Here is a 22,590-nt window from a genome sequence, read left to right on the forward strand (position 1 = left end):
GGGGTCCCCTGCTACCACCTCACCCGTTCCGCCTACGGCTCGAACTTGTAGCCGAGGCCGCGCACCGTGATGATGAAGCGCGGCGCGGACGGCTCCGGCTCGACCTTCGAGCGCAGCCGCTTGACGTGCACGTCGAGGGTCTTGGTGTCGCCGACGTAGTCCGCGCCCCAGACCCGGTCGATCAACTGGCCCCGGGTGAGCACCCGGCCGGCGTTACGCAGCAACAGCTCCAGCAGCTCGAACTCCTTGAGCGGCAGCTGCACCGCCGCGCCGTCGACGGTCACCACGTGCCGTTCGATGTCCATCCGGACCGGGCCGGCGGCCAGCGTCGGCCCACCGGGCTCGGCGGCCTCGACGCTCTGCCGCCGCAGCACCGCCCGGATCCGGGCGACCAGCTCCCGGGGCGAGTACGGCTTGGTGACGTAGTCGTCCGCCCCGATCTCCAGGCCGACCACCTTGTCGATCTCGCTGTCCCGGGCGGTGACCATGATGATCGGCACGTGGGACCGCTGGCGGAGCTGGCGGCACACCTCCGTACCGGACATCTCCGGGAGCATCAGGTCGAGCAGGACGATGTCCGCGCCCGTCCGGTCGAACTCGGTGAGGGCGGACGTCCCGGTCGCGGCGACCGACACCTCGAAGCCCTCCTTCCGGAGCATGTACGACAGGGCGTCGGAGAAGGACTCCTCGTCCTCGACCACCAGAACGCGGCTCACCAGGGGTTTTCCTTTCGGTACGGTCAGACCTGCCGGAGCTCGGCCGGGCCGGCCTCGATCTCAGCGGACTGGAGTGTCGCCGCCAGGTCGTCCGGCGGACGGGCGGGCAGCCGGAGGGTGAACGTCGAGCCACCACCAAGAGTGCTCGACACCTCGACCCGTCCGCCATGGTTGCTGGCGATGTGCTTGACGATGGCCAGACCCAGGCCGGTGCCACCGGTGGAGCGGGAACGGGCCTGGTCAGCACGGTAGAACCGCTCGAAGATCCGGTCTACGTCGGTCGGGGCGATACCGATGCCCTGGTCCGCGACGGCGATCTGGACGTGCTCGTCGCCGCTACCGACCGTGACGGTGACCGTGGTGTCCTCGCCGGAGTAGATGATCGCGTTCTCCACCAGGTTCGCCACGGCCGTGGCAATCTGGTTGTCGTTGCCGTACACGGTCAGGCCCCGCTCGCCCGCGACGGCGACGGCCACCCGGCGGGCGGCGGCCGTGGTACGCGTCCGGTCGAGCACCTCGGCGACGACCCAGTCCACCGCCACCGGTTCGGGGGCGGGCTGCGGCTCGGCGCCCTGCAACCGGGTCAGTTCCAGCAGCTCCTGCACCAGCCGCCCCAGCCGGGTCGACTCGTGCTGGATCCGTTCGGCGAACCGGCGGGCGGCCGCCACGTCCGCCGAACGGTCGGCGGCGGTCGGACCGACCGCTCCGGCGATGGTCGGTCCCGCCGGTTCGGTGGCGTCGAGCAGGGCTTCGGCGAGCAGTTGCAGCGCGCCGATCGGGGTCTTCAGCTCGTGGCTGACGTTGGCCACGAAGTCACGGCGGACCCGGGCGAGGCGGTGCGACTCGGTCACGTCGACGGCCTCGACGGCCACGTGACCACCGCCGATGCCCATCGCCCGCAGGTGCACCCCGAGCGGGTCCGGTCCGACGTTGTCGCGACCCCGGGGCAGGTCGAGCTCGATCTCGCGACGCACGCCGGTGCGCCGCACCTGCCCCGCCAGGGTACGGATCAACGGGTGGGCGGCCATCGAGCCGGGGGTGGTACCGGTCCGGAGCAGCCCCATCGCCCGGGCCGCCGGGTTGACCAGCACCGGCTGGTCGTCGGCGTCGAGCACGACCACACCGGCCCGGAGCGAGTCGATCGTTCTCCGGCCGAGCCCGGAGAGGCCTGCCTGCTGGTCGTCGGGCATCGCGGGCCTCCCTGCCGTGTTCCACCCGGGTCCTGCGGCGCTCGTGCGCGGGGCGCGCGGCCGGAGGGCGTACCGGGCCAGCAGGAGCCCGATGACCAGCCCGATCACCAGGGCCAGCACCGCGCCGACCGTCGTTGCCCAGTCCACCCGGCGATCGTAGGGTCATTGTTCACCTGGCAACCGTGCAGAATGGGGCGAATCACTCTCACTTCCGGGAGTGTTCACCGTCCTGACGGTGGACGTTCACCGAGGTTCACCTCGGCTCCGCCTCCCCGGCCCTACGGTTGGCCGCACCCACCCGCGCCGCCGCGACCGCAGGGCGGCACCCGACCACAGGGACGTGACGATGCGTGACGAGTTCCGGGCCGAACTACAGACCGTCGGCCAGCTGCTCGTGGACATGGCCGAGGGAATCCGCGCCGCCATGCGGCAGGCCACCCGGGCGCTGCTCACCGCCGACCGGAGGGCGGCCGAGGTCGTGATCGCGCGGGACGCCGAGATCGACGGTCTCTACCGGGACGTCGAGGAGCGGGTCTGCGAGCTGCTCGCCCGGCAGGCCCCGGTCGCCTCGGACCTGCGGGCGGTGATCACCGCGCTGCACGTCGCGGCCGATCTGGAGCGGATGGGTGACCTCGCCGACCACGTCGCCAAGACCGCGCTGCGGCGGCACCCCTCCCCCGCCGTTCCCGCCGAACTGCGACCGATCTTCACCGACATGGCCGAGATCGCGGACCGGATGGCCGGGAAGATCGGCTCGGTGCTGGCGGACCCGGACGCGGACCTCGCCGCCGAACTGGACCGCGACGACGACGCCATGGACGACCTGCACCGCAGCCTCTTCGGGGTGCTGCTCGACGACGCCTGGCCGTACGGGGTCGAGACGGCGATCGACGCCACGCTGCTGGGCCGGTTCTACGAGCGCTTCGCCGACCACGCGGTGAACGCCGGCGAGCACGTGGTCTACCTGGTCACCGGCGAGACGGTCTGAGCACCGCCCGCCCCGGGTGTTTGCAGGGGCCCCCTGCTACCCAAAAAGCGGTAACAAGGGGCCCCTGCTACCAACGAACCGAGGCGAACCGCCCTCGGGGGCGACCACCGTCGAGCTGTGGGAGCGGTCAGCGGCCCTGGTTGGCGACGGCCGCGGCGGCGTCCCTGGCGGCGGTCGGGTCGAGATAGGTGCCGCCCAGCGTGAGCGGACGCAGCTGCGGGTCGAGGTCGTAGCGCAGCGGGATCCCGGTGGGGATGTTCAGCTTGGCGATCGCCTCGTCGGAGACCTGGTCCAGGTGCTTGACCAGGGCGCGCAGCGAATTGCCGTGCGCCGCCACCAGCACCGTCCGGCCGGCGAGGATGTCCGGCACGATCGAGTCGTACCAGTACGGCAGCATGCGCTCGACGACGTCCTTGAGGCACTCGGTGCGCGGCATCAGCTCGGTGGGCAGCAGCGCGTACCGGGGGTCACCGACCTGCGACCACTCGTCGGCGTCGTCGATCGGCGGCGGCGGGGTGTCGTACGAGCGGCGCCAGAGCATGAACTGCTCCTCGCCGTACTCGTCGAGGGTCTGCTTCTTGTTCTTGCCCTGAAGGGCGCCGTAGTGGCGCTCGTTGAGCCGCCACGACCGACGCGTCGCGATCCAGTGCCGGTCGGCGGCGTGCAGCGCCAGCTCGGCGGTCCGGATCGCCCGGCGCAGCAGGCTGGTGTGCACGACGTCGGGGAGCAGGCCGTGCTCGCGCAGCAGCTCGCCGCCGCGGCGCGCCTCGGCCTCACCCTTGGCGGTCAGGTCGACGTCGACCCAGCCGGTGAAGAGGTTCTTGGCGTTCCAGTCGCTCTCGCCGTGCCGCAGCAGGACCAGCGTCCCGACCGTGGGCCCTTCGCTCGCAGTCATGGGGATCATCCTGCCCGAACCGTGGGCCGGACACGCGGCGGGAGGTGGTGACGACCACCACGTGGAAAAGCGGATGACCTGCGCGGGGACGCGGGACTAGGTTGCGTAAGGCACCACAGATGGAACGGTCATTACGAAATCGGGGGCGCGAGCGTGCGGACGGTACGGGGCTGGTTCCGGGAGACGACCGGCGGCCTACCCGCCACCTTCTGGTATCTCTGGGCCGGCACCCTGATCAACCGGCTCGGTTCGTTCGTCCTGATCTTCCTCGCCATCTACCTGACCCAGGAGCGCGGCTTCTCCGAACTCCAGGCCGGCCTGGTGCTGGGGCTCTGGGGTGTCGGTGGCGCGGTCGGCACGACCATCGGCGGGATGCTCACCGACCGCTGGGGGCGTAAGCCGACCCTGCTCACCGCCCACGTCGGCGCGGCCAGCATGATGCTGGCGCTGGGCTTCGCCCGCCCGCTGTGGGCGGTGGCGACCGGGGCGCTCCTGCTCGGCCTCTTCGCCGAGGCCTCCCGGCCGGCCTTCGGGGCGATGATGATCGACGTGGTGCCGGAGCGGGACCGGCTGCGCGCCTTCTCGCTCAACTACTGGGCCATCAACCTCGGCTTCGCCAGCGCCGCCGTGCTCGCCGGGCTCGCCGCCGAGGTCGACTACCTGCTGCTCTTCGTGATCGACGCCGCCACCACGCTGACCACCGCCGTGGTCATCTTCGTCAAGGTGCGGGAGACCCGGCAACCGAGCGTGGCCGTGCCCAGCAGCGGCGCGACCGTGTCCCGAGGTGCCCTGCGCACTATCCTCACCGACCGGATCTACCTCGGCTTCGTGGCGCTCAACCTGCTCAGCGCGCTGGTCTTCCTCCAGCACATCTCGATGCTGCCGATCGCCATGGGCGAGGACGGCCTCTCCACCTCGACGTACGGGTCGGTGATCGCGCTCAACGGCGTCCTGATCGTGGCGGGGCAGCTCTTCGTCCCCCGGCTGATCCGGGGTCGCAGCCGCTCCCACGTGCTCGCCCTCGCCTCGGTCGTGATGGCCGTCGGCTTCGGGCTGACCGCCTTCGCCGAAGCGGCCTGGTTCTACGGGCTCACCGTGCTGATCTGGACGCTCGGCGAGATGCTCAACTCCCCGTCGAACTCCACGCTGATCGCCGAACTCTCCCCGGCCGAGCTGCGCGGCCGTTACCAGGGCGTGTTCTCGCTCTCCTGGCAGATCGCCGGGGCCGCTGCGCCGATCCTCGGCGGCCTGGTCCGGCAGGAGGCGGGCAACGTCACGCTCTGGCTGGGCTGTGCCGCGATCGGCGGGGTCACCGCCGCCGCCCACCTGCTCTCCGGGCCGGCCCGGGAACGCCGGGCCGTCGCGTTGCGCCCGCCTGCCGCCCCGCCGGCCGAGCCGGCCACTCTCCTCGTGCCACCCGCCCCGCAGGCCGCGGAGGCGGCGGCGACCGCCCCGGCCGAACCCTCCGCCGCCCGCTGACCGGGGCCGCTGGGCCGCCTCCGCGCGGTCGGAGCGCTGAGGCCGCCTCCGCGCGGTCGGACCGCTGGACCGCTCCCGCGCGGTCGGACCGCTGAGGCCGCCTCCGCGCAGTCGGACCGCTGGACCGCTCCCGCGCGGTCGGAGCGCTGGACCCGACGGGGCCCCGGACGCGACAGCGGGCGTCCAGCCCGACCTGGTCGGATTGAACGCCCGCGTGGTCACCCGGCGGCGGCGGGCGACACTCACCCCCGTAAGCGTCGCCCGCTCGCGCCGCCGGTTCAACAGGTGGACACCGTCCCCCAACGGCGTTGCTCCACCCGTCCCCTACGTCACACCTGGTGCGCGGATCTGCTCGATCCGCCGCTCCCCCGAACGTTTCCAAGCGTGGCGTAGGGCAATAAAGCTAGTTGGGTCAGTTTCCGAAGACAACCGTTTCCGGCTGTCTCACCGGTCACAGCCGGTTACCTGACTCCACCGTTGACAACATCGGCATACCCGCCCCGCATTCCGGTAAACGAGTCACGCGTCTTCCCGATCGGGTGACTCGGTCCGGAAGAAGTTGCTGGGTCGGCCGTCCCGCAACTGTTCCTGGTAGATGAGGTTGAGCCGCCGCTCGTCGAAGGTCCGGAACCACTCGTTCCAGGTGATCTGGCGCAGCCGCCGGCTCTCCCGGTAGCCGGGGAAGTCGAACGTCAGCACCCCGACCCGACCGTCGCGCTCAGTACCGGCGATGGTGGCTGGCTTCGCTCCGCGCGCCCGCGCCCACCGCTGGATCACCTCGTGGTTGGCGGTGACCAGGCTGCGCCCGGGGCGCTCCGGCCGGTCCGCGGTCGATTCGATCAGCTGGGACGACCGGACCGACCGGGACGAGGCCCGTCCGGTACGGGTCGCCGCTCGGGTCGGCGTCGCCGTCGTCCGCGTCGTCCGCTCCGGCCCGCCCTGCTTGGCGCGGGTGGACGCGGCCCGCGCCGGCGCGCTCCGCCGGCCGCCCGTGGCCGCCCGTCCGGACGGCCCGGTGCTCCGCTTGCCTGCCCCGCCGCTCCGCTCCGCCTTCACCAGCGCCTGCACGAGTTCCGGCTTGCGCAGCCGGGAGATACCCGAGACCCCGTACGCCCGCAGCCGCTTGCGGATCTCGTCCACCCGGAGCTGCGCGAGATCCGACGCGGCGGTCTGCCGGCCCCCCGCCCGTCGCCTCGTCGTCGTCGCGGTCCCCCCGCGACCAGAGCTGTTCCGCTGAGCCATGGGACGCTCACGCTCCTCGACAGTCCGTCATCGCGGTGGGTCCCCGTGCCGCACCGCGGTGCGGCATACCCGTCAGACCGGATCCGAACCACCGGACGCCCGCAACCGTCGACCGACAGCGGACCGCCCTCGGGTGTCCCGTCCCGGTGGCGGGCCCTCAACCCCCGAGGCCGCCCTGCGGTCAGCCGCCGGACCTGCGCCGTGGTGAGCGACCGCGCCGTCAGCCGCCGGCAGGGGGCGACGGTTCACCGGTGCTGGCGGACGGGACAAAGAGGTGCGCGAACGCGTCGAGGTTCCGGGTCGATTCGCCCCGCTTGACCCGCCACTCCCACTCCCGGCGGATCGCCGTGCCGAAGCCGATCTCCAGCATCGTGTCGAACGACTCGTCCGCGTAGGTCAGCACCGCGCCGAGGAGCCGGTCCAGCTCGTCGGCGTCCAGCCCGGCGAGGTTGACCCGGCCGGTCAGGTACACGTCGCCGACGGTGTCGATGGAGAAGGACACCCCGTACATGCGGGCGTTGCGTTGCAACAGCCAGGCCCAGAGTTCCTCGCGCCGCTCGTCCGGCTGGCGCATCACGAACGCCTCGACGCGCAGCGCGTGGTCGCCCACGATCAGGTTGCAGATCGTCTTCAGCTTGTGGGTGCCGGGCAGGGTGACCGCGTACGACGCGGGGCCGGTCGCCTCGTACTCCAGCTCCCGTTCCGCGCAGTACGCCTCGATCAGGGCGGCAACCTCGCTCTTCGCGCTCATCGACCCCACTCTACGACCGCAGCTCCGGCACCGCCCTGTTCACCGCCCGACCCCCGGTCCACCGGGGGACGGCGGGTCAGCCGCAGGAGAGCACCGCTCCGTCGGCGGCCAGCTCGGAGGTGAGCCGGTCCCGGTAGTCGGCGATCGTCTCCCGGTAGACGGCGAGGAGCCCGTGCACCGTCCGCTCCCACGAGAAGTGCGCGGCGTGCCGTACCGCACCGCAGGCCAGCGCCGTCAGCCGGGGCCGGTCCGGCAGCAACTGGCCGAACGTACCGGCCCAGGCGGCGGGGTCGTGGCCGTCGACCAGCACCCCGCTGACCTGGTCGCGGACCGCGGTCACCAGGCCGCCGACGGCCGCCGCCACCACCGGCGTACCGCAGGCCTGCGCTTCCAGAGCCACCAGGCCGAAAGACTCGTTGTACGACGGCACCGCGACCAGGTCGGCGGCCCGGTACAGGGCCGGCAGGTCGTCCCCGGTACGCGGCGGCAGGAAGCGGACCCGGTCGGTGACCCCGAGGGTGGCGGCCAGCTCGATCAACGAGGTGGGCCGGTCCAGGCCACTGCCGCTGGGGCCGCCCACGATGGCCACGGTCACCTGGTCGGCGAGGAGCGGATCGCGGTCGCGCAACGCGGCGACCGCGCGCACCAGCACGTCCGGCGCCTTCAACGGTTGGATCCGGCCGACGAAGGCGACCACGTACCCCTCGGCGGGCAGGCCGAGCCGGAGCCGGGCGGCGCGCCGGGCGAGGGCCGGGTCGCCCGTGGCGGGGCGGAACCGGTCCAGGTCGACGCCGGGTTCGACCACGGTGACCCGGGCCGGTTCGGCGTCGTACCGGTCGATCAGGTCACCGGCCTCGACCCGGGTGTTGGCGACCAGTCGGTCCGCCTCCGCGACGACCTGTTCCTCGCCGATCACCCGGGCCTTCGGTTCGGGCCGGTCCCCGGCGGCGAGCTGCGCGTTCTTCACCTTGGCCAGGGTGTGCGCGGTGTGCACCAGCGGCACCCCCCAGCGCTCCTTCGCCAGCCAGCCGACCTGCCCGGAGAGCCAGTAGTGGGAGTGGATGAGGTCGTACCAGCCGGGTGGGCGGGCCGCCTCGGCCCGCAGCACCCCGGCGGTGAAGGCGCAGAGCTGGCCGGGAAGCTCCTCCTTGGTGAGCCCCTCCAACGGACCGGACGTGACGTGCCGGACGTGCACCCCGGGCGCCATCTCGACCACCGGCGGCAGGTCGCCGGAGGTGGCCCGGGTGAAGATGTCGACCTCGACACCGGCGGCGGCGAGCCGGCGGGCGACCTCCACGACGTAGACGTTCATCCCGCCCGCGTCACCGGTGCCCGGTTGGTGCAGTGGTGAGGTGTGTACGGAGATCGTGGCGATACGCCGGGGCCGGGGCCACGGACGGGCACCGCGCTGACGACCGACACCGGTGTGCATCTCCGCCACGTCCGCTCCCTCAACCCACGGTGAATGCCGTCCGCACTACCGGCGCTTCTCGCATCAACCCGCACGCCGGATCCCATCTTCCCGATCAGCGTCGGGAAATGTGTCGTGGCGGCCGGCGAGCGTGACGGACCTCATCGGTGACGGAGGTCATCCCGACACCGCCGGACGGATCCGGGCCGCGCGGGGCGCGCACCGGAGCGGGGACGACAATGGCCTGATGACCCCTGTCGCCATCGTCACCGGAGCGTCGAGCGGGATCGGCGCGGCCACCGCCCGCCGGCTCGCCACCGAGGGCTTCCACGTGCTCGCCGCCGCCCGCCGGACCGACCGGCTGGCCGACCTGGTCGCCGACATCGCCGCCGCCGGTGGTTCGGCCACCGCCGTCGCCTGCGACGTGACCTCCGACGAGTCGGTCGCCGGGCTGGCCGCCGCCACCGAACGGGCCCCCGGGCCGGTCACCCTGCTGGTCAACAACGCCGGGGGCGCCCGGGGGCTCGACCCGGTGGAGTCCGGCTCGGTCGGGGACTGGCAGTGGATGTACGACGTGAACGTGCTCGGCACGCTCCGGGTGACGCAGGCGGTCCTGCCCGCCCTGGAGTCCTCCGGGGGCGGCACCATCGTCATCGTCAGCTCCACCGCCGGGCTCGGCGTCTACGAGGGCGGGGGCGGCTACACCGCGGCGAAGCACGCCCAGACCGCGGTCGCCGGGACACTCCGGCTGGAACTCTGCGGCCGGCCGATCCGGGTGATCGAGATCGATCCCGGCATGGTACGGACCGACGAGTTCTCCCTCGTCCGGTTCGACGGCGACGCCGAGCGCGCGGCGGCGGTCTACGCCGGCGTGGCCGAGCCGCTGGTCGCCGAGGACGTCGCGGACTGCATCGCCTGGTGCGCCACCCGCCCGCAGCACGTCAACGTGGACCGCCTGGTGGTCCGGCCGCTGGCGCAGGCCGCCCAGCACAAGGTGCACCGGGTGGTCTAGTGACGCAGCGGCCCCAGGGCGTGGTCACCCGGGGAACGACCAACCCGAACCGGCTCCGCCGGGTGGACAACTGGATCGTCGCGACCTGCGGTGACCGGCTCCGCACGGCGGCCGACCCGCTGGTGGTCGACCTGGGTTACGGCGCGACACCGGTCACCGCCGTGGAACTGCGGGCCCGGCTGGCGGCCGGGGTCCGCGCCGACGTACGGCTGGTCGGCCTGGAGATCGACCCGGCCCGGGTGGCCGCCGCCGCGCCCGCCGCCGACCCGCCCCGGCTCACCTTCGCCCGGGGCGGCTTCGAGCTGGCCGGACTCCGACCCGCCCTGGTCCGCGCGTTCAACGTGCTCCGCCAGTACGACGAACGCGACGTCGCCGCCGCCTGGCGGACGATGACCGCCGCGCTCGCCCCGGGCGGGTTGCTGGTCGAGGGGACCTGCGACGAACTGGGCCGGCTCGGCGGCTGGGTGCTGCTCGACGCCGACGGCCCGCACTCGCTCACCCTGGCCGCCCGGCTGGGCACCCTGGACACCCCGGCCACCCTGGCGGAGCGGCTGCCCAAGGCGCTGATCCACCGCAACGTCCCCGGAGAACGGGTGCACGATCTGATCCGGGCGCTCGACAACGGTTGGCGGGCGGCGGCACCGTACGCGCCCTTCGGCCCTCGGCAGCGCTGGACGCGGACGGTGGCCGGGCTGCGGGAGGCGGGCTGGCCGCTGCTCGACCGCCCCCGCCGCTGGCGACTCGGCGAACTCACCGTCCCGTGGTCCGCCGTCGCTCCCCGCTGACAGCCTCCCGCCGGGTGGTTGCAGGGGACCCCTGCTCATCAAAAAGCGGTAACAAGGGGCCCCTGCTACCACCTCAGCGCACCTCAGACGGTGCAGTTGACCAGGACGGGTTCCGGGTGCAGGGTGACGCCGAAGCGGTCGTGCACCCCGTCCCGGATCTCCCGGGCCAGCTCGATCAGGGCGGCGGTACGGGCCGTGCCGGAGCGGTTGGTGAGCGCCAGGGTGTGCTTGCCGGAGATGGCGACCCCCTCCGGCCCCGGGTGCCCCTTGGCGAAGCCGGCCTTGTCGATGAGCCAGGCGGCGCTGACCTTGACCACGTCTCCCGCGCCGGGCCAGGACGGCGGCTCGCCGAGGTCGGCGGCGCGCTCGCGGAGCATCTCGTACGCGGCACGGTCGAGCACCGGGTTGGTGAAGAAGGAGCCCACCGAGCGGGTGTCCGGGTCGGCCGGGTCGAGCACCATGCCCTTGCCGGCCCGCAGCCGGCGAACCGTGTCGCGGGCGTCGGCCAGCGGCACCCGGTCGCCGACCTCGACCCCGAGCGCCCGGGCCAGTTCGGCGTAGCGGACCGGGGTGGACAGCGGCGAGCGGTGCAGCCGGAAGTCGACCGAGAGCACCACCCAGCGGTCGCTGTACCGGAAGACGCTGGACCGGTACGCGAACCCGCAGTCGGAAGCGTCGATCCGACCGAGGCTGCCGTCGTGGCGGTCGTACACCTGGACGCCGGTGACCGTCTCGGCGACCTCCTGGCCGTACGCGCCGACGTTCTGGATCGGGGTGGCGCCGGCCGAGCCGGGGATGCCGGAGAGGCACTCCACCCCGGACCAGCCGTTGGCGACCGTGGTGGCGACCAGGTCGTCCCAGGGCTCGCCGGCGGAGACCCGAACCGTCACCGTGTCGGCGTCCTCGGCGACCACCCGGAAGCCCCGGGAGCGGACGAGGACGACGGTGCCGGCGAACCCGACGTCGCCGATCACCACGTTGCTGCCCCCCGCGAGGAGGAGCACCGGCTCGTCGCGTCGGCGCGCCTCCTGGACCCTCTGTACGATCTCCTCGGCGCTGGCAGCGGTCACGAGCCGATCCGCCGCCCCACCGAGCCGCAGGGTGGTGTATCTCGCCAGGGAACGGTCGTCGGCGGAATCGGTGTCGGCTGTCGGCTGGGCGTAGACGTCTGGCACGCCTTTCACCCTAGGCTGGGGAACAACCGTGACACGGCACAGGTGCCACGGTCACCCCGGGAGGATCGCGATGAGCAGAATGCACGTCAGCAAGGATTTCTGGATCGGCGCGCTCCGGACGGAGGGCCCGGCGTTCGCCGCCGCCGTGGCCGAGGCGCCGCCGGAGACGCCTGTCCTCTCCCGCCCCGGTTGGACGGTCGCCGACCTCGCGTTGGACCTCGCCGGGGTCTACCGGTTCGCCCAGGAGCGCATCGCCGCGGGGCACGCCGGTGCGCCGGCGGCACCGCGTCCGGAGCGGCCCGAGGTGCCCGCCGGCGCGACCCCGGTGCAGGTCTGGCAGGAGTCGTACGACCGGCTGCTGGCGCTCTTCGACGGCCTGGACCCGGAGGTGCCGGCGTGGAACTGGGCACCGCAGCCGAAGCGGGCCGGTTTCTGGCTGCGCCGGACGGCACACGACACCGCTGTCCACCGCTGGGACGCGCAGCTCGCCATCGCGGCCGGTGAGCCGATCGAGGCGAAGCTCGCCGCCGACGGGGTGAGCGAGGTACTGGACACCTTCCTGCCGGCCGGCCGACGCCCGGTGCCGGGGCAGTGGCGCGGGGTGGTGCAGCTGGTGGCGAGCGACGCGGGGCAGGAGTGGTTCCTGCGGCTGCGCGGGGAGGGGGTGGCCCTGCTGGACACCGGCACCATCCTCGACCACGACGACCACCACGCGCGGGTGCACGCGGTGGGCACCGCCAGCGACCTGCTGCTGGCGCTCTGGGGACGGGTGGACTTCGGCACCCTGGAGGTGACCGGGGACCGCTCCCTGCTGGCGGGACTACGGGTGGCCTGAACGCCACGACGAGGCGGGGGCGGTTGCCCCCGCCTTTTTCGTCAGAGCTTCTGAGAGCGCTCTCTTGACACTGCCCCCGGCACCCACCACTCTTGCCAGAGAGCGCTCTCTCATCATCACCACCACCTAACGGCCACCCGCCGCAGCACATACCGACCTGAGAGGGGTCTGAGACAGATGGGTGTCATTCCGCGCCGCCGCCTCGCGGCGATCGCCCTGGTCGCGGCCACCGCATTGATCGCCCCCACCGCCTGCGGCGGGAGCGACGAGCCCGCCGACGGCGGCCCGATCACACTGACCGTCGACGTCTTCGGCCAGTTCGGCTACGAGGAGCTGTACCGGGAGTACGAGGCCACCCACAAGGGCGTCAAGATCGTCGAGCGGGGTACCGGCGGAAACCTGGACGAGTACTCCCCCAAGCTCACCCAGTGGCTGGCCGCCGGCAAGGGCGCCGGGGACGTGGTCGCCATCGAGGAAGGGTTGATGGTCGAGTACAAGGCCAACCCCAACCACTTCGTCAACCTGCTCGACCACGGCGCCGGTGAGCTGAAGGGCAACTTCCTGGAGTGGAAGTGGAACCAGGGCCTCACCGCCGACGGCAAGCACCTCATCGGTCTCGGCACCGACGTTGGCGGCATGGCGATGTGCTACCGCAAGGACCTCTTCGCCAAGGCCGGCCTGCCCACCGAGCGGGACGAGGTCTCCAAGCTCTGGCCGACCTGGCAGGAGTACGTCAAGGTGGGTGAGCAGTTCAAGGCGAAGAACACCGGCGCCTCCTTCCTCGACGCGGCGACCAACATCTTCAACACCATCGTGCTCCAGACCGCCGGCAGCGGACCGGGCCACCACTACTACGACACCAACGACAAGCTGGTCGTCGACAGCAACCCGGCCGTCCGCCAGGCGTGGGACACCACCATGGACATCGTCGACTCCGGCCTGTCCGGGAAGTACGGCTCCTGGTCCGAGGAGTGGGTCTCCGCCTTCAAGCAGGCCAAGTTCGCCACCATCGCCTGCCCGGCCTGGATGACCGGGGTGATCGAGGGCAACGCCGGTCCGGCCGCCAAGGGCAAGTGGGACATCGCCCGGGTGCCCGGCGAGGGCGGCAACTGGGGCGGCTCGCACCTGGCCGTGCCGAAGCAGAGCAAGCACCAGGCCGAGGCGATCGAGCTGGCCAAGTTCCTGACCAGCGCCAAGGGGCAGATCGGCGCCTTCAAGGCCAAGGGCCCGCTGCCGTCGTCCCCGCAGGCCCTCGACGACCCGGCGATCGTGGACTCGAAGAACCCGTACTTCTCCGACGCCCCGGTCGGAAAGATCTTCGCCGAGGGCGCCAAGACCCTGAAGCCGGTCTACATGGGCCCGAAGAACCAGGCGGTCCGGACCGAGGTGGAGAACGCCGTCCGCACCGTCGAACTCGGCCAGCGCAGCCCCGAGGAGGGCTGGAAGGACGCGGTGAACAACGCCAAGAAGGCCGCCGACAAGTGACCGTCGGACTCCAGCGGCCACCGGTGGGGGCCCCGGCGCCCCCACCGGCCCGGCCCCCGAAGGGGGTACGCCTCAGCCGGATCGACCAGCGCTGGTCCCCGTACCTCTACATCGCGCCGTTCTTCCTGCTCTTCGGGGTGTTCGGGCTCTACCCGCTGGGCTACACCCTCTGGGTGTCGCTGCACGACTGGGACCTGCTCGGCACCGAGCACACCTTCGTGGGCCTGGAGAACTACAGCCGCCTGATGGCCGACAGCGACTTCTGGCACTCGGTGGTCAACACCCTGGGGATCTTCGTCATCTCCACCGTCCCGCAGTTGCTCGCCGCACTCTGGCTGGCGAACCTGCTCAACCGGCAGCTGCGGGCCCGGACCACGTTCCGGATGGCGGTGCTGGTGCCGAACGTGACCTCGACCGCCGCCGTGGCGATCGTCTTCGGCGTGATCTTCGGTCGCGAGTTCGGCATGGTCAACTGGCTGCTCGACCTGGTCGGCGTCGACCCGATCGGCTGGAAGTCCAACCGGTTCGCCTCCTGGGTGGCCATCTCGACCATGGTCGACTGGCGGTGGACCGGCTACAACGCGCTGATCTTCCTGGCCGCGATGCAGGCCATCCCCCGCGACCTGTACGAGTCGGCGGCGATCGACGGGGCCAACCGGGTCCGGCAGTTCTGGTCGATCACCGTGCCGCTGCTCAAGCCGACCATCATCTTCACCGTCATCATCTCCACCATCGGCGGGCTGCAACTGTTCACCGAGCCCCGCCTCTTCCACTCCGGCACCAACCCGATCCGGGGCGGACCGATGCGGGAGTCCCAGACGGTGACCATGTACATGTTCGAGAACGCGTTCGCCCCGCACTACAACTTCGGCTACGGCTCGGCGGTGGCCTGGCTGCTCTTCGCCCTGATCGCGGTCGTGGCGGCGATCAACGTGCTGATGCTGCGCCGGCTCGCCGGCGGCGGACCGAAGAAGGCCGACGGCGGCGGACGGAAGAAGGAGGGCGGCCGATGAACCGGCTCTGGTCGGCCAGCCGACTCACCTACGCGGCGCTGATCGTCGCCGGCTTCCTCTCGATCTTCCCGATCTACTGGATGTTCGTGGTGGCGAGCCGCTCCAGCGACGCGATGGGGCAGGTCCCGCCCCCGGTCACCCCGGGCGGCAACCTCGGGGCGAACATCGCCCGGCTCTTCGACAACACCGACGCGTACTTCCTGGCCGGTCTGATCAACTCGGCGATCGTGGCCACCACGGTCACCGTCTCGGTGGTCTTCTTCTCCACCCTGGCCGGGTTCGCCTTCGCCAAGCTGCGCTTCAAGGGACGCAACGCGCTGCTGCTGGTGATCGTCGCGACGATGATGGTCCCCACCCAGCTCGGCGTCATCCCGCTCTACCTGCTCATGACGAAGCTGAACTGGAACGACCGGCTGCCCGCGGTGATCGTCCCGGCCCTGGTCACCGGCTTCGGCGTCTTCATGATGCGGCAGTACGCCGGCCAGGCGGTCAGCACCGAGCTGATCGAGGCGGCCCGGATGGACGGCTGCAACACCGCCCGGATCTACTGGAACGTGGTGCTGCCCGCGCTCCGGCCGGCCGCCGCGGTGCTGGGGCTGCTCACCTTCATGACCACCTGGAACGACTTCCTCTGGCCGTACGCGGTACTCAACGACCCGGAGAACCCGACCGTGCAACTATCGTTGCGAGCACTGTCGGACGGCTACTACCAGGACATGTCGCAGGTGTTCACCGGGACGGCCATCGCCACCCTGCCCCTGCTGCTCGTCTTCGTCCTGTTCGGCCGCCAGATCATCGGCGGAATCATGGAAGGTGCGGTCAAGGCTTGAACACGCTGCGATTTCCCGAAGGGTTCGTCTGGGGAGCGGCCACCGCCGCGTACCAGATCGAGGGCGCGGCCCACGACGACGGTCGCACCCCGTCGATCTGGGACACCTTCAGCCGTACGCCGGGGAAGGTCTTCCAGGGGCACACCGGCGACGTGGCCTGCGACCACTACCACCGCTACCGCGACGACGTGGCGCTGATGGCGGAGCTGGGGCTGAAGGCGTACCGGTTCTCGGTGGCCTGGCCCCGGATCCGGCCGGACGGCACCGGCCCGGTCAACCCGCGCGGCCTGGACTTCTACGACCGGCTGGTGGACTCGCTCGTCGAGCGGGGCATCGACCCGATCGTCACGCTCTACCACTGGGACCTGCCGCAGACCCTCCAGGACCGGGGCGGCTGGACCAACCGGGACACCGCCGAGCACTTCGCCGAGTACGCCACCGCCGTGTACGCCCGCCTCGGTGACCGGGTGCGCACCTGGACCACGCTCAACGAGCCGTGGTGCTCGGCGTACCTGGGCTACGGCAGCGGGGTGCACGCCCCCGGCGTCCAGGACGCGGGAGCCGCCTTCTCCGCCGTGCACCACCTGCTGCTCGGGCACGGTCTGGCGGCCCGTGCGCTGCGCGCGGCCGGCGCGGAGACCATCTCGATCACGCTCAACCCGGCCGACGTCCAGCCGGCGGACCCGGAGAGCGCGGCCGACGCCGCCGCGGTACGCCTCGTCGACGGGTTGCAGAACCGTATCTTCCTGGACCCGCTGCTGCGCGCCGGCTACCCGGAGGACATGCTGGCCCACATCGCCCGGTTCGTCGAGCCGACCTTCATCCGCGACGGCGACGAGAAGCTCATCGCCGCCCCGATCGACCTGCTCGGGCTGAACTTCTACCAGCCGACCTACGTCGCCGGGCGGCCCGACGCGGTCGGGAACGCCGGCACGTTCCCGGGCACCGAGGGCGTGGTGGACTTCCTGTCGCCGACCGGCACGGTCACCGACATGGGCTGGTTGGTCGAGCCGGCCGGCCTGGCCCGGCTGCTGGAGCGGATCGCCACCGACTACCCCGGCGTACCATTGATGATCACGGAGAACGGCGGCGCGTTCGCCGACACCGCCCGCACCGGGGACGGCCGGGTGGCCGACGACGACCGGATCGCCTACCTCGACGGGCACCTGCGGGCGGCGCACGAAGCAATCAGCCGGGGAGTGGACCTGCGCGGCTATCTCGTATGGTCTCTGCTGGACAACTTCGAGTGGGCCGAGGGCTACCGGAAGCGGTTCGGGATCGTCCACGTCGACTACCTGACCCAGCGGCGGACCCCGAAGGCCAGCGCCCGGTGGTACCAGGAGGTGATCTCCCGGAACGGGCTGTGACGAGGCGGTGGTGACGGGGATGACGACGGCGCAGCGACCCACGCTGGAGGCGGTGGCCCGACGGGCCGGGGTGTCGCGGGCGACCGTGTCACGGGTGGTCAACGGCTCCACCACGGTCGCCGAGCCGATCCGCGCGGCGGTGCACCAGGCCGTGGCCGAGCTGGGGTACGTGCCGAACCTGGCCGCCCGCAGCCTGGTCACCCAGCGGACCGACTCGATCGCGTTGATCATGCCCGAGGCGGCCACCCGGGTCTTCTCCGACGACCAGGTCTTCCCCGGCATCATCCGGGGGGTCAGCCAGGAGCTGGAGGCCGCCGACAAGCAGCTCGTGCTGATGCTCGCCGGTTCGCCGGCCGGGCGGGAGCGGGTGGAGCGCTACACCAGCGGCCGGCACGTCGACGGGGTGCTCTTCGCCTCGCTGCACGGCGCCGACCCGCTCCCCGCCCGCCTCGCCCGGCTGGGGATCCCGGTGGTGTGCAGCGGACGCGGGCTCGGCGACTCCCCGGTCCCGTACGTCGACGTCGACCACGTCGGCGGGGTGACCCGCGCGGTGCGGTACCTGATCGAGAGCGGCCGGCGGCGGATCGCCACCATCGCCGGCCCACAGGACATGGTCGCCGGTATCGAGCGCCTCACCGGCTACCGGGACACCGTCGTCGCCGCCGGCCTGCCCGAGCTGGTGGCGTACGGCGACTTCACCCGGGAGTCCGGGGCGGCGGCGATGCGGCAGCTGCTCACCGAGCACCCCGACCTGGACGCCGTCTTCGCGGCCAGCGACCTGATGGCGCACGCCGCCCTGCGGACGCTCCGCGAGGCCGGGCGGCGGGTGCCGCAGGACGTGGCCGTGATCGGCTTCGACGACATCGAGACGGCCGCCTACACCGAGCCGCCGCTGACCACCGTCCGGCAGCCGATCCTGGAACTCGGCCGGGCCGGCACCCGCCAGGTGCTGCGCATAGCCGCCGGCGAGGCCGTCGAACCCGCGCTGATCCTCCCCACCGAACTGGTGCTGCGCGCCTCGGCGTGAGGCGAAATGCCGTGGCCGCCACCGGCGGGGTCGGCGTACCGTCCCGGGGATGGCAGAGCCTCCGCCCGTCCGGCACCTGATCCGCACCGCCCGGCCCGACGACGCGGCGGGCGTCGTCGCGCTGCGGGCGGTCGTGCATCCCTACCTGGTACGCGGAGTCGAGTCGACCCGTCAGATGATCACCGCGCCTCCGCCCGGTGAGGACTGGGCCGCCTTCGTGGCCGAGGTCGACGCCACGGTGGTCGGGTGGGTGTCGGCGTACCGGTACCTCCGCTCGTCGACGCCCACCTCCGGTGAGGTGGCGATGCTGCACGTCCACCCCGGGCACCGTGGGCGTGGGGTCGGCAACGCCCTGCTGGACCGGGCGCTGGGCCACCTCGCGCCCCTCGGGCTGGCCCGCGTGCGCACCTGGGTGACGACCGGATCGTTGCCGTTCGCGGAGAAGCGGGGCTTCGTCCCGAGCCGGAAGGCGCGCTACGCCGCGCTGGACCTGCGCGGGACGCCACCGGTGCCGCCCCTGCCCACGGGAACGCGTCTGCTGGCGTTGACGGAGCTTGCGCCGCGTCGTCTGTACGAGGCGTACGTCGCCGCCAGCGCCGACGAGCCGGACGACCTGCCGTCGGACGCCCTCGGCTACGAACAGTGGCGCTTCGAGGTCTGGGACAACGTCGGACTCGACCCTCGGGCCAGCTCGGTGTTGGAGGTCGACGGGAAACTGGCGGCGTTCAGCCTGGTGAAACGGGACGGCGACCGGATGTGGTCGGACATGACCGCGACGGTGCCGGCGTACCGGGGGCGGGGGCTGGCCCGGCTGGCGAAGCTGGCCGCGCTGCACCGGGCCCGCGCGACGGGGGTCAGGCACGCGTACACCTCCAACGACGAGGCGAACGCCCCGATGCTGGCGATCAACGCACGGCTCGGCTACCAGCCGGTGGCCACGCTCTGGTCCTGCCTGCGCGACCTGGCGGCGGAGGGCTGAAGCGTCCGGAACCCGCTGATCAGGGCTCTCCGCCGGCTACCCGCTCCGCCGTGCGGAAGGTGTCGGCGCCGAAGAGCACCAGTCGGGCCTCGGTGACGGTGGCCGGGGTCGCGGCGCGCAGCACCGAGAGTGCCTGGCCGACGGCGTCCTCGACCGGCCAGCCGTAGATGCCGGCGGAGATCAGCGGGAAGGCGACCACGGTGGCACCCAGGTCGTCGGCGACCCGGAGACTGTTGGCGTAGCAGTCGCGCAGCAGCGCGGAGCGGTCCTCGGCGGCCGACCAGACCGGGCCGACGGTGTGGATCACCCACCGGGCGGGCAGGTCACCGGCGGTGGTGGCGACCGCCTGCCCGGTCGGCAGGCCCCGGCCGTACCGGGAGGCACGCAGCGCCCGGCACTCCGCCAGGACGGCCGGGCCGCCCCGGCGGTGGATCGCGCCGTCGACGCCCCCGCCGCCGAGCAGGGACGAGTTCGCGGCGTTGACGATCGCGTCGACCCGTTGCTCGGTGATGTCCCCCTCGACCAGGGTGATCCTCACGGGTGTGCCTCCTGGAGGGGCTGGCCGAGGAGGCGTCGGGTCAGCAGCGCCGCGCCGGCCACGGCGGCGGGCATGATGAGCACCGCGCCGAGCGGGATCAGAAAACAGACGAAGACCGCCACCCCGAAGCCGAGCGAGGTCGGCAGGTCGGCCCGGAGCACCTGACGGCGGTCCGGCAGTCGCATGCCGCGCCGGTAGAAGGGGGCCCCGACCAGCTCCAGGACGAGGAACCAACCGCCGACGACCGCGCCGACCACCGGGACGACCGTCTGCCCGACCACCGGGACGAACCCGGCCGCGAAGAGCGGGACGCCGACCAGCACCGAGATCGCGACCAGCCGCAGCGAGTCGACGAGGCTGCGGCGCAGGGAACGCCAGAACGGCACCTCCACCTCGCCCGGGGTGCCGCCGTACCGCTGCTCGACCCGCTCGGAGATCTTCTCGTAGAACGGGTCACCGACGACCAGGGTGACCGCGGTGAAGGTGAGCACCCCGACCAGCCCGCCGATCCCCAGCAGCGCCAACCCGGCCATCACCCGCACCAGGTTGCGCACGGTGGCCGACCAGCCGTCGGCGAACGGGGTGACCAGTGCGGCCAGCTCGTCGACGAAGTACGCCAGCGCGCCGAAGGCGGCCAGGAAGAGCGCACCGGTAATCAACGCGGGCAGGATGCCGAGCAGCATCAGCCCGGGGTTGCGGGCGTACAGGCCGAGACCGCGCACGAGCAGCCCGGCCCCGGAGAAGAACCGGCGCACGGCGCTCGTGGCCGGGGCGGCGACCCTCATCGTGTCCACGCACCGGAGCCTATCGGCCGGCACCGGGGTCCACCGGGCGGCCGACGCGCCGGTGTCCACGGCCAGCCGACGCGCCGGTGTCCACGGTGGCCCGCCGGCCGTACCGGGCAGGATGGCCGGGTGCGCGCGTCCCGGTTGATCTCACTGCTCCTGCTGCTCCAGTCGAGGGAGGCGATGACCGCCGCCGAGCTGGCCCGGGAACTGGAGGTCTCCGAACGGACGGTGTACCGGGACGTGCTGGCGCTCTCCGCCGCCGGGGTGCCGATCTACGCGGACCGGGGCCGGACCGGCGGGTACCGGCTGCTCGGCGGGTACCGGACCCGGCTGACCGGGTTGACCCGGCAGGAGGCGGAGGCGCTCTTCCTCGCCGGGCTGCGCGGACCGGCCGGGGACATGGGCCTGGCCGACGCCGTCGCCACCGCCGAGCTGAAGGTGCTGGCGGCGCTCCCGCCGGCGCTGCGGGACGCGTCGGCCCGGACCGGGCAGCGCTTCCATCTCGACGTCCCGGGCTGGTTCCGGCACGCCGCACCGCCGGCATGGCTGGCCGAGCTGGCCGGCGCGGTGTGGCGGGACCGGGTGGTCCAGCTGCGGTACCGGCGCGGGGACCGGGAGGTCACCCGCACGGTGCAGCCGTACGGGCTGGTGCTCAAGAGCGGCACCTGGTACCTCGTCGGCCGGATCGGCACCGGGTACCGGACGTACCGGGTGGACCGGGTGGTCGACGTGGTGGTGGGCGGGGACACCTTCGACCGGGACGAGCGCTTCGACCTGGGCGGACACTGGCGGGAGCAGGCCGAGGTGTTCCTCCGTCAGATGCTCGCCGAGCGGGTGACCGTCCGGCTCACCCCGGCGGGGCTGCGCGCGCTGCGACACGTGGCACACGCCCCGTTCGCGTACGACGAGGCGGTCGCCGGGGCGGGCGAGCCGGACGGGCAGGGCCGGGTGGTGACCCGACTGCCCGTCGAGTCCGTCGAGGTGGCGTACGACATGCTGCTCGCGCTCGGGCCGGAGGTGGAGGTGCTCGACCCACCCGCCCTGCGGACCCGGATGGCCACCGCCGCCGGCCGGCTCGCCGCGTTCTACCGCGACGACCTCCGGCCGGACGACGGCGGATCCGCCCCGGTCACCGGTGACCCCGCCGGGCGGCCCGGCGACGGTCAGCGGTAGCCGGTCACGTCGGCCGGCCTGCCGGCGTCCTGCACCTCCACCATGTACCGCCAGGCGTCCGGCTGGCTGCCGTCGACGTCGGTGAAGCCGTACACCCGGGCCAGCTCGCCGCTGGAGACGGAGCTGCCGTTCCAGCGGGCCCGGTCCGGGTCGGCGGCCAGCGCCGCCACGGCCCGCCCGACGAGGGCCGGCGTCTCCGAGATGGCGAAGTGCGGCTCCCGGACCAGCGCGTCCCGCCAGTTCTCCTCGGTGACCCCGTAGTGCGCCAGCATCATCTCCGAGCGCAGCCAACCCGGGGTGAGCGCGACCGCGGTGGCACCGTGCGGCTCCAGTTCGTGGGCCTGCGCGAAGGCCAACCGGTTGACGGCCGTCTTGGCCAGGTCGTAGAAGAGCGAGAGGCGGTAGGTGCCGGAGTTGTACGCGGTGGTGCCGTCGCCGACCTCCACCACCAGCCCGCCCGGCCGGCGGATCAGCAGGGGCAACGCGTAGTGGCTGGTGACGATGTGGGTGTCGATCGCCAGCCGGAGCGTACGGAGGCCGGCGTCGAGCGGCTGCTCCCAGACCGGCCGGTTCCAGGTGATCAACGGGTCCGCACCCCAGACGTCGTTGACCAGCACGTCGAGCCGGCCCTGTTCGACGTCGATCCGGGCGACCAGGTCGCGCACCTGATCGGGTACGAGATGGTCGACGCGGACGGCGATGCCGGTGCCCCCGGCGGCGGTGACCAGGTCGGCGGTCTCCTCGATGGTTTCCGGCCGGTCCAGCTCCGACCGGCCCGCGCGGCTGCTCCGGCCGGTCGCGTAGACCGTCGCCCCGGCCGCGCCGAGCTGCACCGCGATCTGCCGGCCGGCGCCCCGTGTCGCCCCGGCGACCAGCGCGGTCTTCCCTGTCAACGGTTTCGTCATGCCCCG

At 72.5% G+C, this 22,590-nt stretch carries 22 protein-coding genes; 12 read left to right on the forward strand and 10 right to left on the reverse strand.

The window, feature by feature from the left end:
* Positions 1-32 precede the first annotated feature (32 nt).
* Positions 33-716: a response regulator transcription factor gene (locus tag IGA62_RS09585; protein WP_145815356.1), complete on the reverse strand. Its 684-nt coding sequence runs from the start codon at positions 714-716 to the stop codon at positions 33-35.
* Between the two features lie 23 nt (positions 717-739).
* Positions 740-2,053 carry a sensor histidine kinase gene (locus IGA62_RS09590; RefSeq protein ID WP_186499704.1) on the reverse strand — a complete coding sequence of 438 codons (1,314 nt, stop codon included), beginning with the start codon at positions 2,051-2,053 and terminating at the stop codon, positions 740-742.
* A gap of 199 nt (positions 2,054-2,252) precedes the next feature.
* Between IGA62_RS09590 and phoU the strand changes: the two genes are divergently transcribed.
* Positions 2,253-2,894 carry a phosphate signaling complex protein PhoU gene (gene phoU, locus IGA62_RS09595; RefSeq protein ID WP_145815355.1) on the forward strand — a complete coding sequence of 214 codons (642 nt, stop codon included), beginning with the start codon at positions 2,253-2,255 and terminating at the stop codon, positions 2,892-2,894.
* A 127-nt stretch (positions 2,895-3,021) separates the two neighbouring features.
* On the opposite strand, the gene IGA62_RS09600 is transcribed toward phoU, so the two are convergent.
* Positions 3,022-3,789, reverse strand: coding sequence for a phosphoglyceromutase (locus IGA62_RS09600; RefSeq protein ID WP_091452333.1), 768 nt, complete (start codon positions 3,787-3,789; stop codon positions 3,022-3,024).
* A gap of 153 nt (positions 3,790-3,942) precedes the next feature.
* Here IGA62_RS09600 and IGA62_RS09605 point away from each other — a divergent pair, with 153 nt between their 5' ends.
* Positions 3,943-5,268, forward strand: a complete 1,326-nt coding sequence (locus tag IGA62_RS09605; protein ID WP_145815354.1) for an MDR family MFS transporter — start codon at positions 3,943-3,945, stop codon at positions 5,266-5,268.
* A 519-nt stretch (positions 5,269-5,787) separates the two neighbouring features.
* Here IGA62_RS09605 and IGA62_RS09610 read toward each other — a convergent pair.
* From IGA62_RS09610 to mshA, 3 genes are all read right to left on the reverse strand, one after another.
* Positions 5,788-6,510 carry a hypothetical protein gene (locus IGA62_RS09610; RefSeq protein ID WP_145815353.1) on the reverse strand — a complete coding sequence of 241 codons (723 nt, stop codon included), beginning with the start codon at positions 6,508-6,510 and terminating at the stop codon, positions 5,788-5,790.
* 220 nt (positions 6,511-6,730) lie between these two features.
* Entirely contained in the window at positions 6,731-7,261 is a 531-nt protein-coding gene (locus IGA62_RS09615) for a type III secretion system chaperone family protein (protein ID WP_145815352.1), read from the reverse strand.
* Positions 7,262-7,337: 76 nt separating this feature from the next.
* Positions 7,338-8,702, reverse strand: a complete 1,365-nt coding sequence (gene mshA, locus IGA62_RS09620; protein ID WP_145815351.1) for a D-inositol-3-phosphate glycosyltransferase — start codon at positions 8,700-8,702, stop codon at positions 7,338-7,340.
* Between the two features lie 217 nt (positions 8,703-8,919).
* Between mshA and IGA62_RS09625 the strand changes: the two genes are divergently transcribed.
* Complete coding sequence (locus IGA62_RS09625; protein ID WP_145815350.1) at positions 8,920-9,684, forward strand: SDR family oxidoreductase; 765 nt, start codon at positions 8,920-8,922, stop codon at positions 9,682-9,684.
* Positions 9,684-10,469 (forward strand): class I SAM-dependent methyltransferase, encoded by a 786-nt coding sequence (locus tag IGA62_RS09630; RefSeq protein ID WP_145815349.1) that lies wholly within the window; start codon positions 9,684-9,686, stop codon positions 10,467-10,469. The genes IGA62_RS09625 and IGA62_RS09630 overlap by 1 nt, the downstream gene beginning before the upstream one ends.
* Before the next feature lie 83 nt (positions 10,470-10,552).
* Here IGA62_RS09630 and IGA62_RS09635 read toward each other — a convergent pair whose 3' ends face one another.
* Positions 10,553-11,644: a UDP-N-acetylmuramate dehydrogenase gene (locus IGA62_RS09635; RefSeq protein ID WP_145815348.1), complete on the reverse strand. Its 1,092-nt coding sequence runs from the start codon at positions 11,642-11,644 to the stop codon at positions 10,553-10,555.
* A 70-nt stretch (positions 11,645-11,714) separates the two neighbouring features.
* Here IGA62_RS09635 and IGA62_RS09640 point away from each other — a divergent pair, with 70 nt between their 5' ends.
* The 7 genes from IGA62_RS09640 (at position 11,715) to IGA62_RS09670 (ending at position 19,180) form a co-directional block, all read left to right on the forward strand.
* Complete coding sequence (locus IGA62_RS09640; protein WP_145815347.1) at positions 11,715-12,479, forward strand: maleylpyruvate isomerase N-terminal domain-containing protein; 765 nt, start codon at positions 11,715-11,717, stop codon at positions 12,477-12,479.
* Positions 12,480-12,656: 177 nt separating this feature from the next.
* Entirely contained in the window at positions 12,657-13,964 is a 1,308-nt protein-coding gene (locus IGA62_RS09645) for an ABC transporter substrate-binding protein (RefSeq protein ID WP_145815346.1), read from the forward strand.
* Positions 13,961-14,977: a carbohydrate ABC transporter permease gene (locus IGA62_RS09650; protein ID WP_145815345.1), complete on the forward strand. Its 1,017-nt coding sequence runs from the start codon at positions 13,961-13,963 to the stop codon at positions 14,975-14,977. Before IGA62_RS09645 ends, IGA62_RS09650 begins: the two co-directional genes overlap by 4 nt.
* The gene (locus IGA62_RS09655) at positions 14,974-15,807 is read left to right on the forward strand and encodes a carbohydrate ABC transporter permease (RefSeq protein WP_091452364.1); all 834 of its coding nucleotides are present in this window, start codon (positions 14,974-14,976) and stop codon (positions 15,805-15,807) included. The genes IGA62_RS09650 and IGA62_RS09655 overlap by 4 nt, the downstream gene beginning before the upstream one ends.
* Entirely contained in the window at positions 15,804-17,174 is a 1,371-nt protein-coding gene (locus tag IGA62_RS09660; protein WP_145815344.1) for a GH1 family beta-glucosidase, read from the forward strand. Before IGA62_RS09655 ends, IGA62_RS09660 begins: the two co-directional genes overlap by 4 nt.
* A gap of 19 nt (positions 17,175-17,193) precedes the next feature.
* A complete protein-coding gene (locus IGA62_RS09665) occupies positions 17,194-18,201 on the forward strand; it encodes a LacI family DNA-binding transcriptional regulator (protein WP_145815343.1) in 1,008 nt (335 codons plus the stop codon).
* A gap of 49 nt (positions 18,202-18,250) precedes the next feature.
* Positions 18,251-19,180 (forward strand): GNAT family N-acetyltransferase, encoded by a 930-nt coding sequence (locus tag IGA62_RS09670; RefSeq protein ID WP_145815342.1) that lies wholly within the window; start codon positions 18,251-18,253, stop codon positions 19,178-19,180.
* A 19-nt stretch (positions 19,181-19,199) separates the two neighbouring features.
* On the opposite strand, the gene IGA62_RS09675 is transcribed toward IGA62_RS09670, so the two are convergent.
* Complete coding sequence (locus IGA62_RS09675; RefSeq protein WP_145815341.1) at positions 19,200-19,718, reverse strand: O-acetyl-ADP-ribose deacetylase; 519 nt, start codon at positions 19,716-19,718, stop codon at positions 19,200-19,202.
* Positions 19,715-20,503: an EI24 domain-containing protein gene (locus IGA62_RS09680; RefSeq protein WP_145821694.1), complete on the reverse strand. Its 789-nt coding sequence runs from the start codon at positions 20,501-20,503 to the stop codon at positions 19,715-19,717. Before IGA62_RS09680 ends, IGA62_RS09675 begins: the two co-directional genes overlap by 4 nt.
* Before the next feature lie 129 nt (positions 20,504-20,632).
* Between IGA62_RS09680 and IGA62_RS09685 the strand changes: the two genes are divergently transcribed.
* Positions 20,633-21,679: a helix-turn-helix transcriptional regulator gene (locus IGA62_RS09685; RefSeq protein WP_145815340.1), complete on the forward strand. Its 1,047-nt coding sequence runs from the start codon at positions 20,633-20,635 to the stop codon at positions 21,677-21,679.
* Here IGA62_RS09685 and IGA62_RS09690 read toward each other — a convergent pair.
* Positions 21,670-22,584 carry an SDR family oxidoreductase gene (locus IGA62_RS09690; RefSeq protein ID WP_145815339.1) on the reverse strand — a complete coding sequence of 305 codons (915 nt, stop codon included), beginning with the start codon at positions 22,582-22,584 and terminating at the stop codon, positions 21,670-21,672. The genes IGA62_RS09685 and IGA62_RS09690 overlap by 10 nt on opposite strands.
* Between the last annotated feature and the right edge of the window lie 6 nt (positions 22,585-22,590).

The sequence above is a fragment of the Micromonospora sagamiensis genome (genome assembly GCF_014680085.1).
Taxonomy (GTDB): domain Bacteria; phylum Actinomycetota; class Actinomycetes; order Mycobacteriales; family Micromonosporaceae; genus Micromonospora; species Micromonospora inyonensis.

Bases quoted from the DNA above. Each gene is read 5' to 3' on its own strand.
- IGA62_RS09690 (WP_145815339.1), bottom strand. From the start codon at position 22,584: ATGACGAAACCGTTGACAGGGAAGACCGCGCTGGTCGCCGGGGCGACA.
- IGA62_RS09625 (WP_145815350.1), top strand. From the start codon at position 8,920: ATGACCCCTGTCGCCATCGTCACCGGAGCGTCGAGCGGGATCGGCGCG.
- IGA62_RS09665 (WP_145815343.1), top strand. From the start codon at position 17,194: ATGACGACGGCGCAGCGACCCACGCTGGAGGCGGTGGCCCGACGGGCC.
- IGA62_RS09645 (WP_145815346.1), top strand. From the start codon at position 12,657: ATGGGTGTCATTCCGCGCCGCCGCCTCGCGGCGATCGCCCTGGTCGCG.
- IGA62_RS09655 (WP_091452364.1), top strand. From the start codon at position 14,974: ATGAACCGGCTCTGGTCGGCCAGCCGACTCACCTACGCGGCGCTGATC.
- IGA62_RS09680 (WP_145821694.1), bottom strand. From the start codon at position 20,503: ATGAGGGTCGCCGCCCCGGCCACGAGCGCCGTGCGCCGGTTCTTCTCC.
- IGA62_RS09670 (WP_145815342.1), top strand. From the start codon at position 18,251: ATGGCAGAGCCTCCGCCCGTCCGGCACCTGATCCGCACCGCCCGGCCC.
- IGA62_RS09640 (WP_145815347.1), top strand. From the start codon at position 11,715: ATGAGCAGAATGCACGTCAGCAAGGATTTCTGGATCGGCGCGCTCCGG.
- phoU (WP_145815355.1), top strand. From the start codon at position 2,253: ATGCGTGACGAGTTCCGGGCCGAACTACAGACCGTCGGCCAGCTGCTC.
- IGA62_RS09610 (WP_145815353.1), bottom strand. From the start codon at position 6,510: ATGGCTCAGCGGAACAGCTCTGGTCGCGGGGGGACCGCGACGACGACG.
- IGA62_RS09600 (WP_091452333.1), bottom strand. From the start codon at position 3,789: ATGACTGCGAGCGAAGGGCCCACGGTCGGGACGCTGGTCCTGCTGCGG.
- IGA62_RS09615 (WP_145815352.1), bottom strand. From the start codon at position 7,261: ATGAGCGCGAAGAGCGAGGTTGCCGCCCTGATCGAGGCGTACTGCGCG.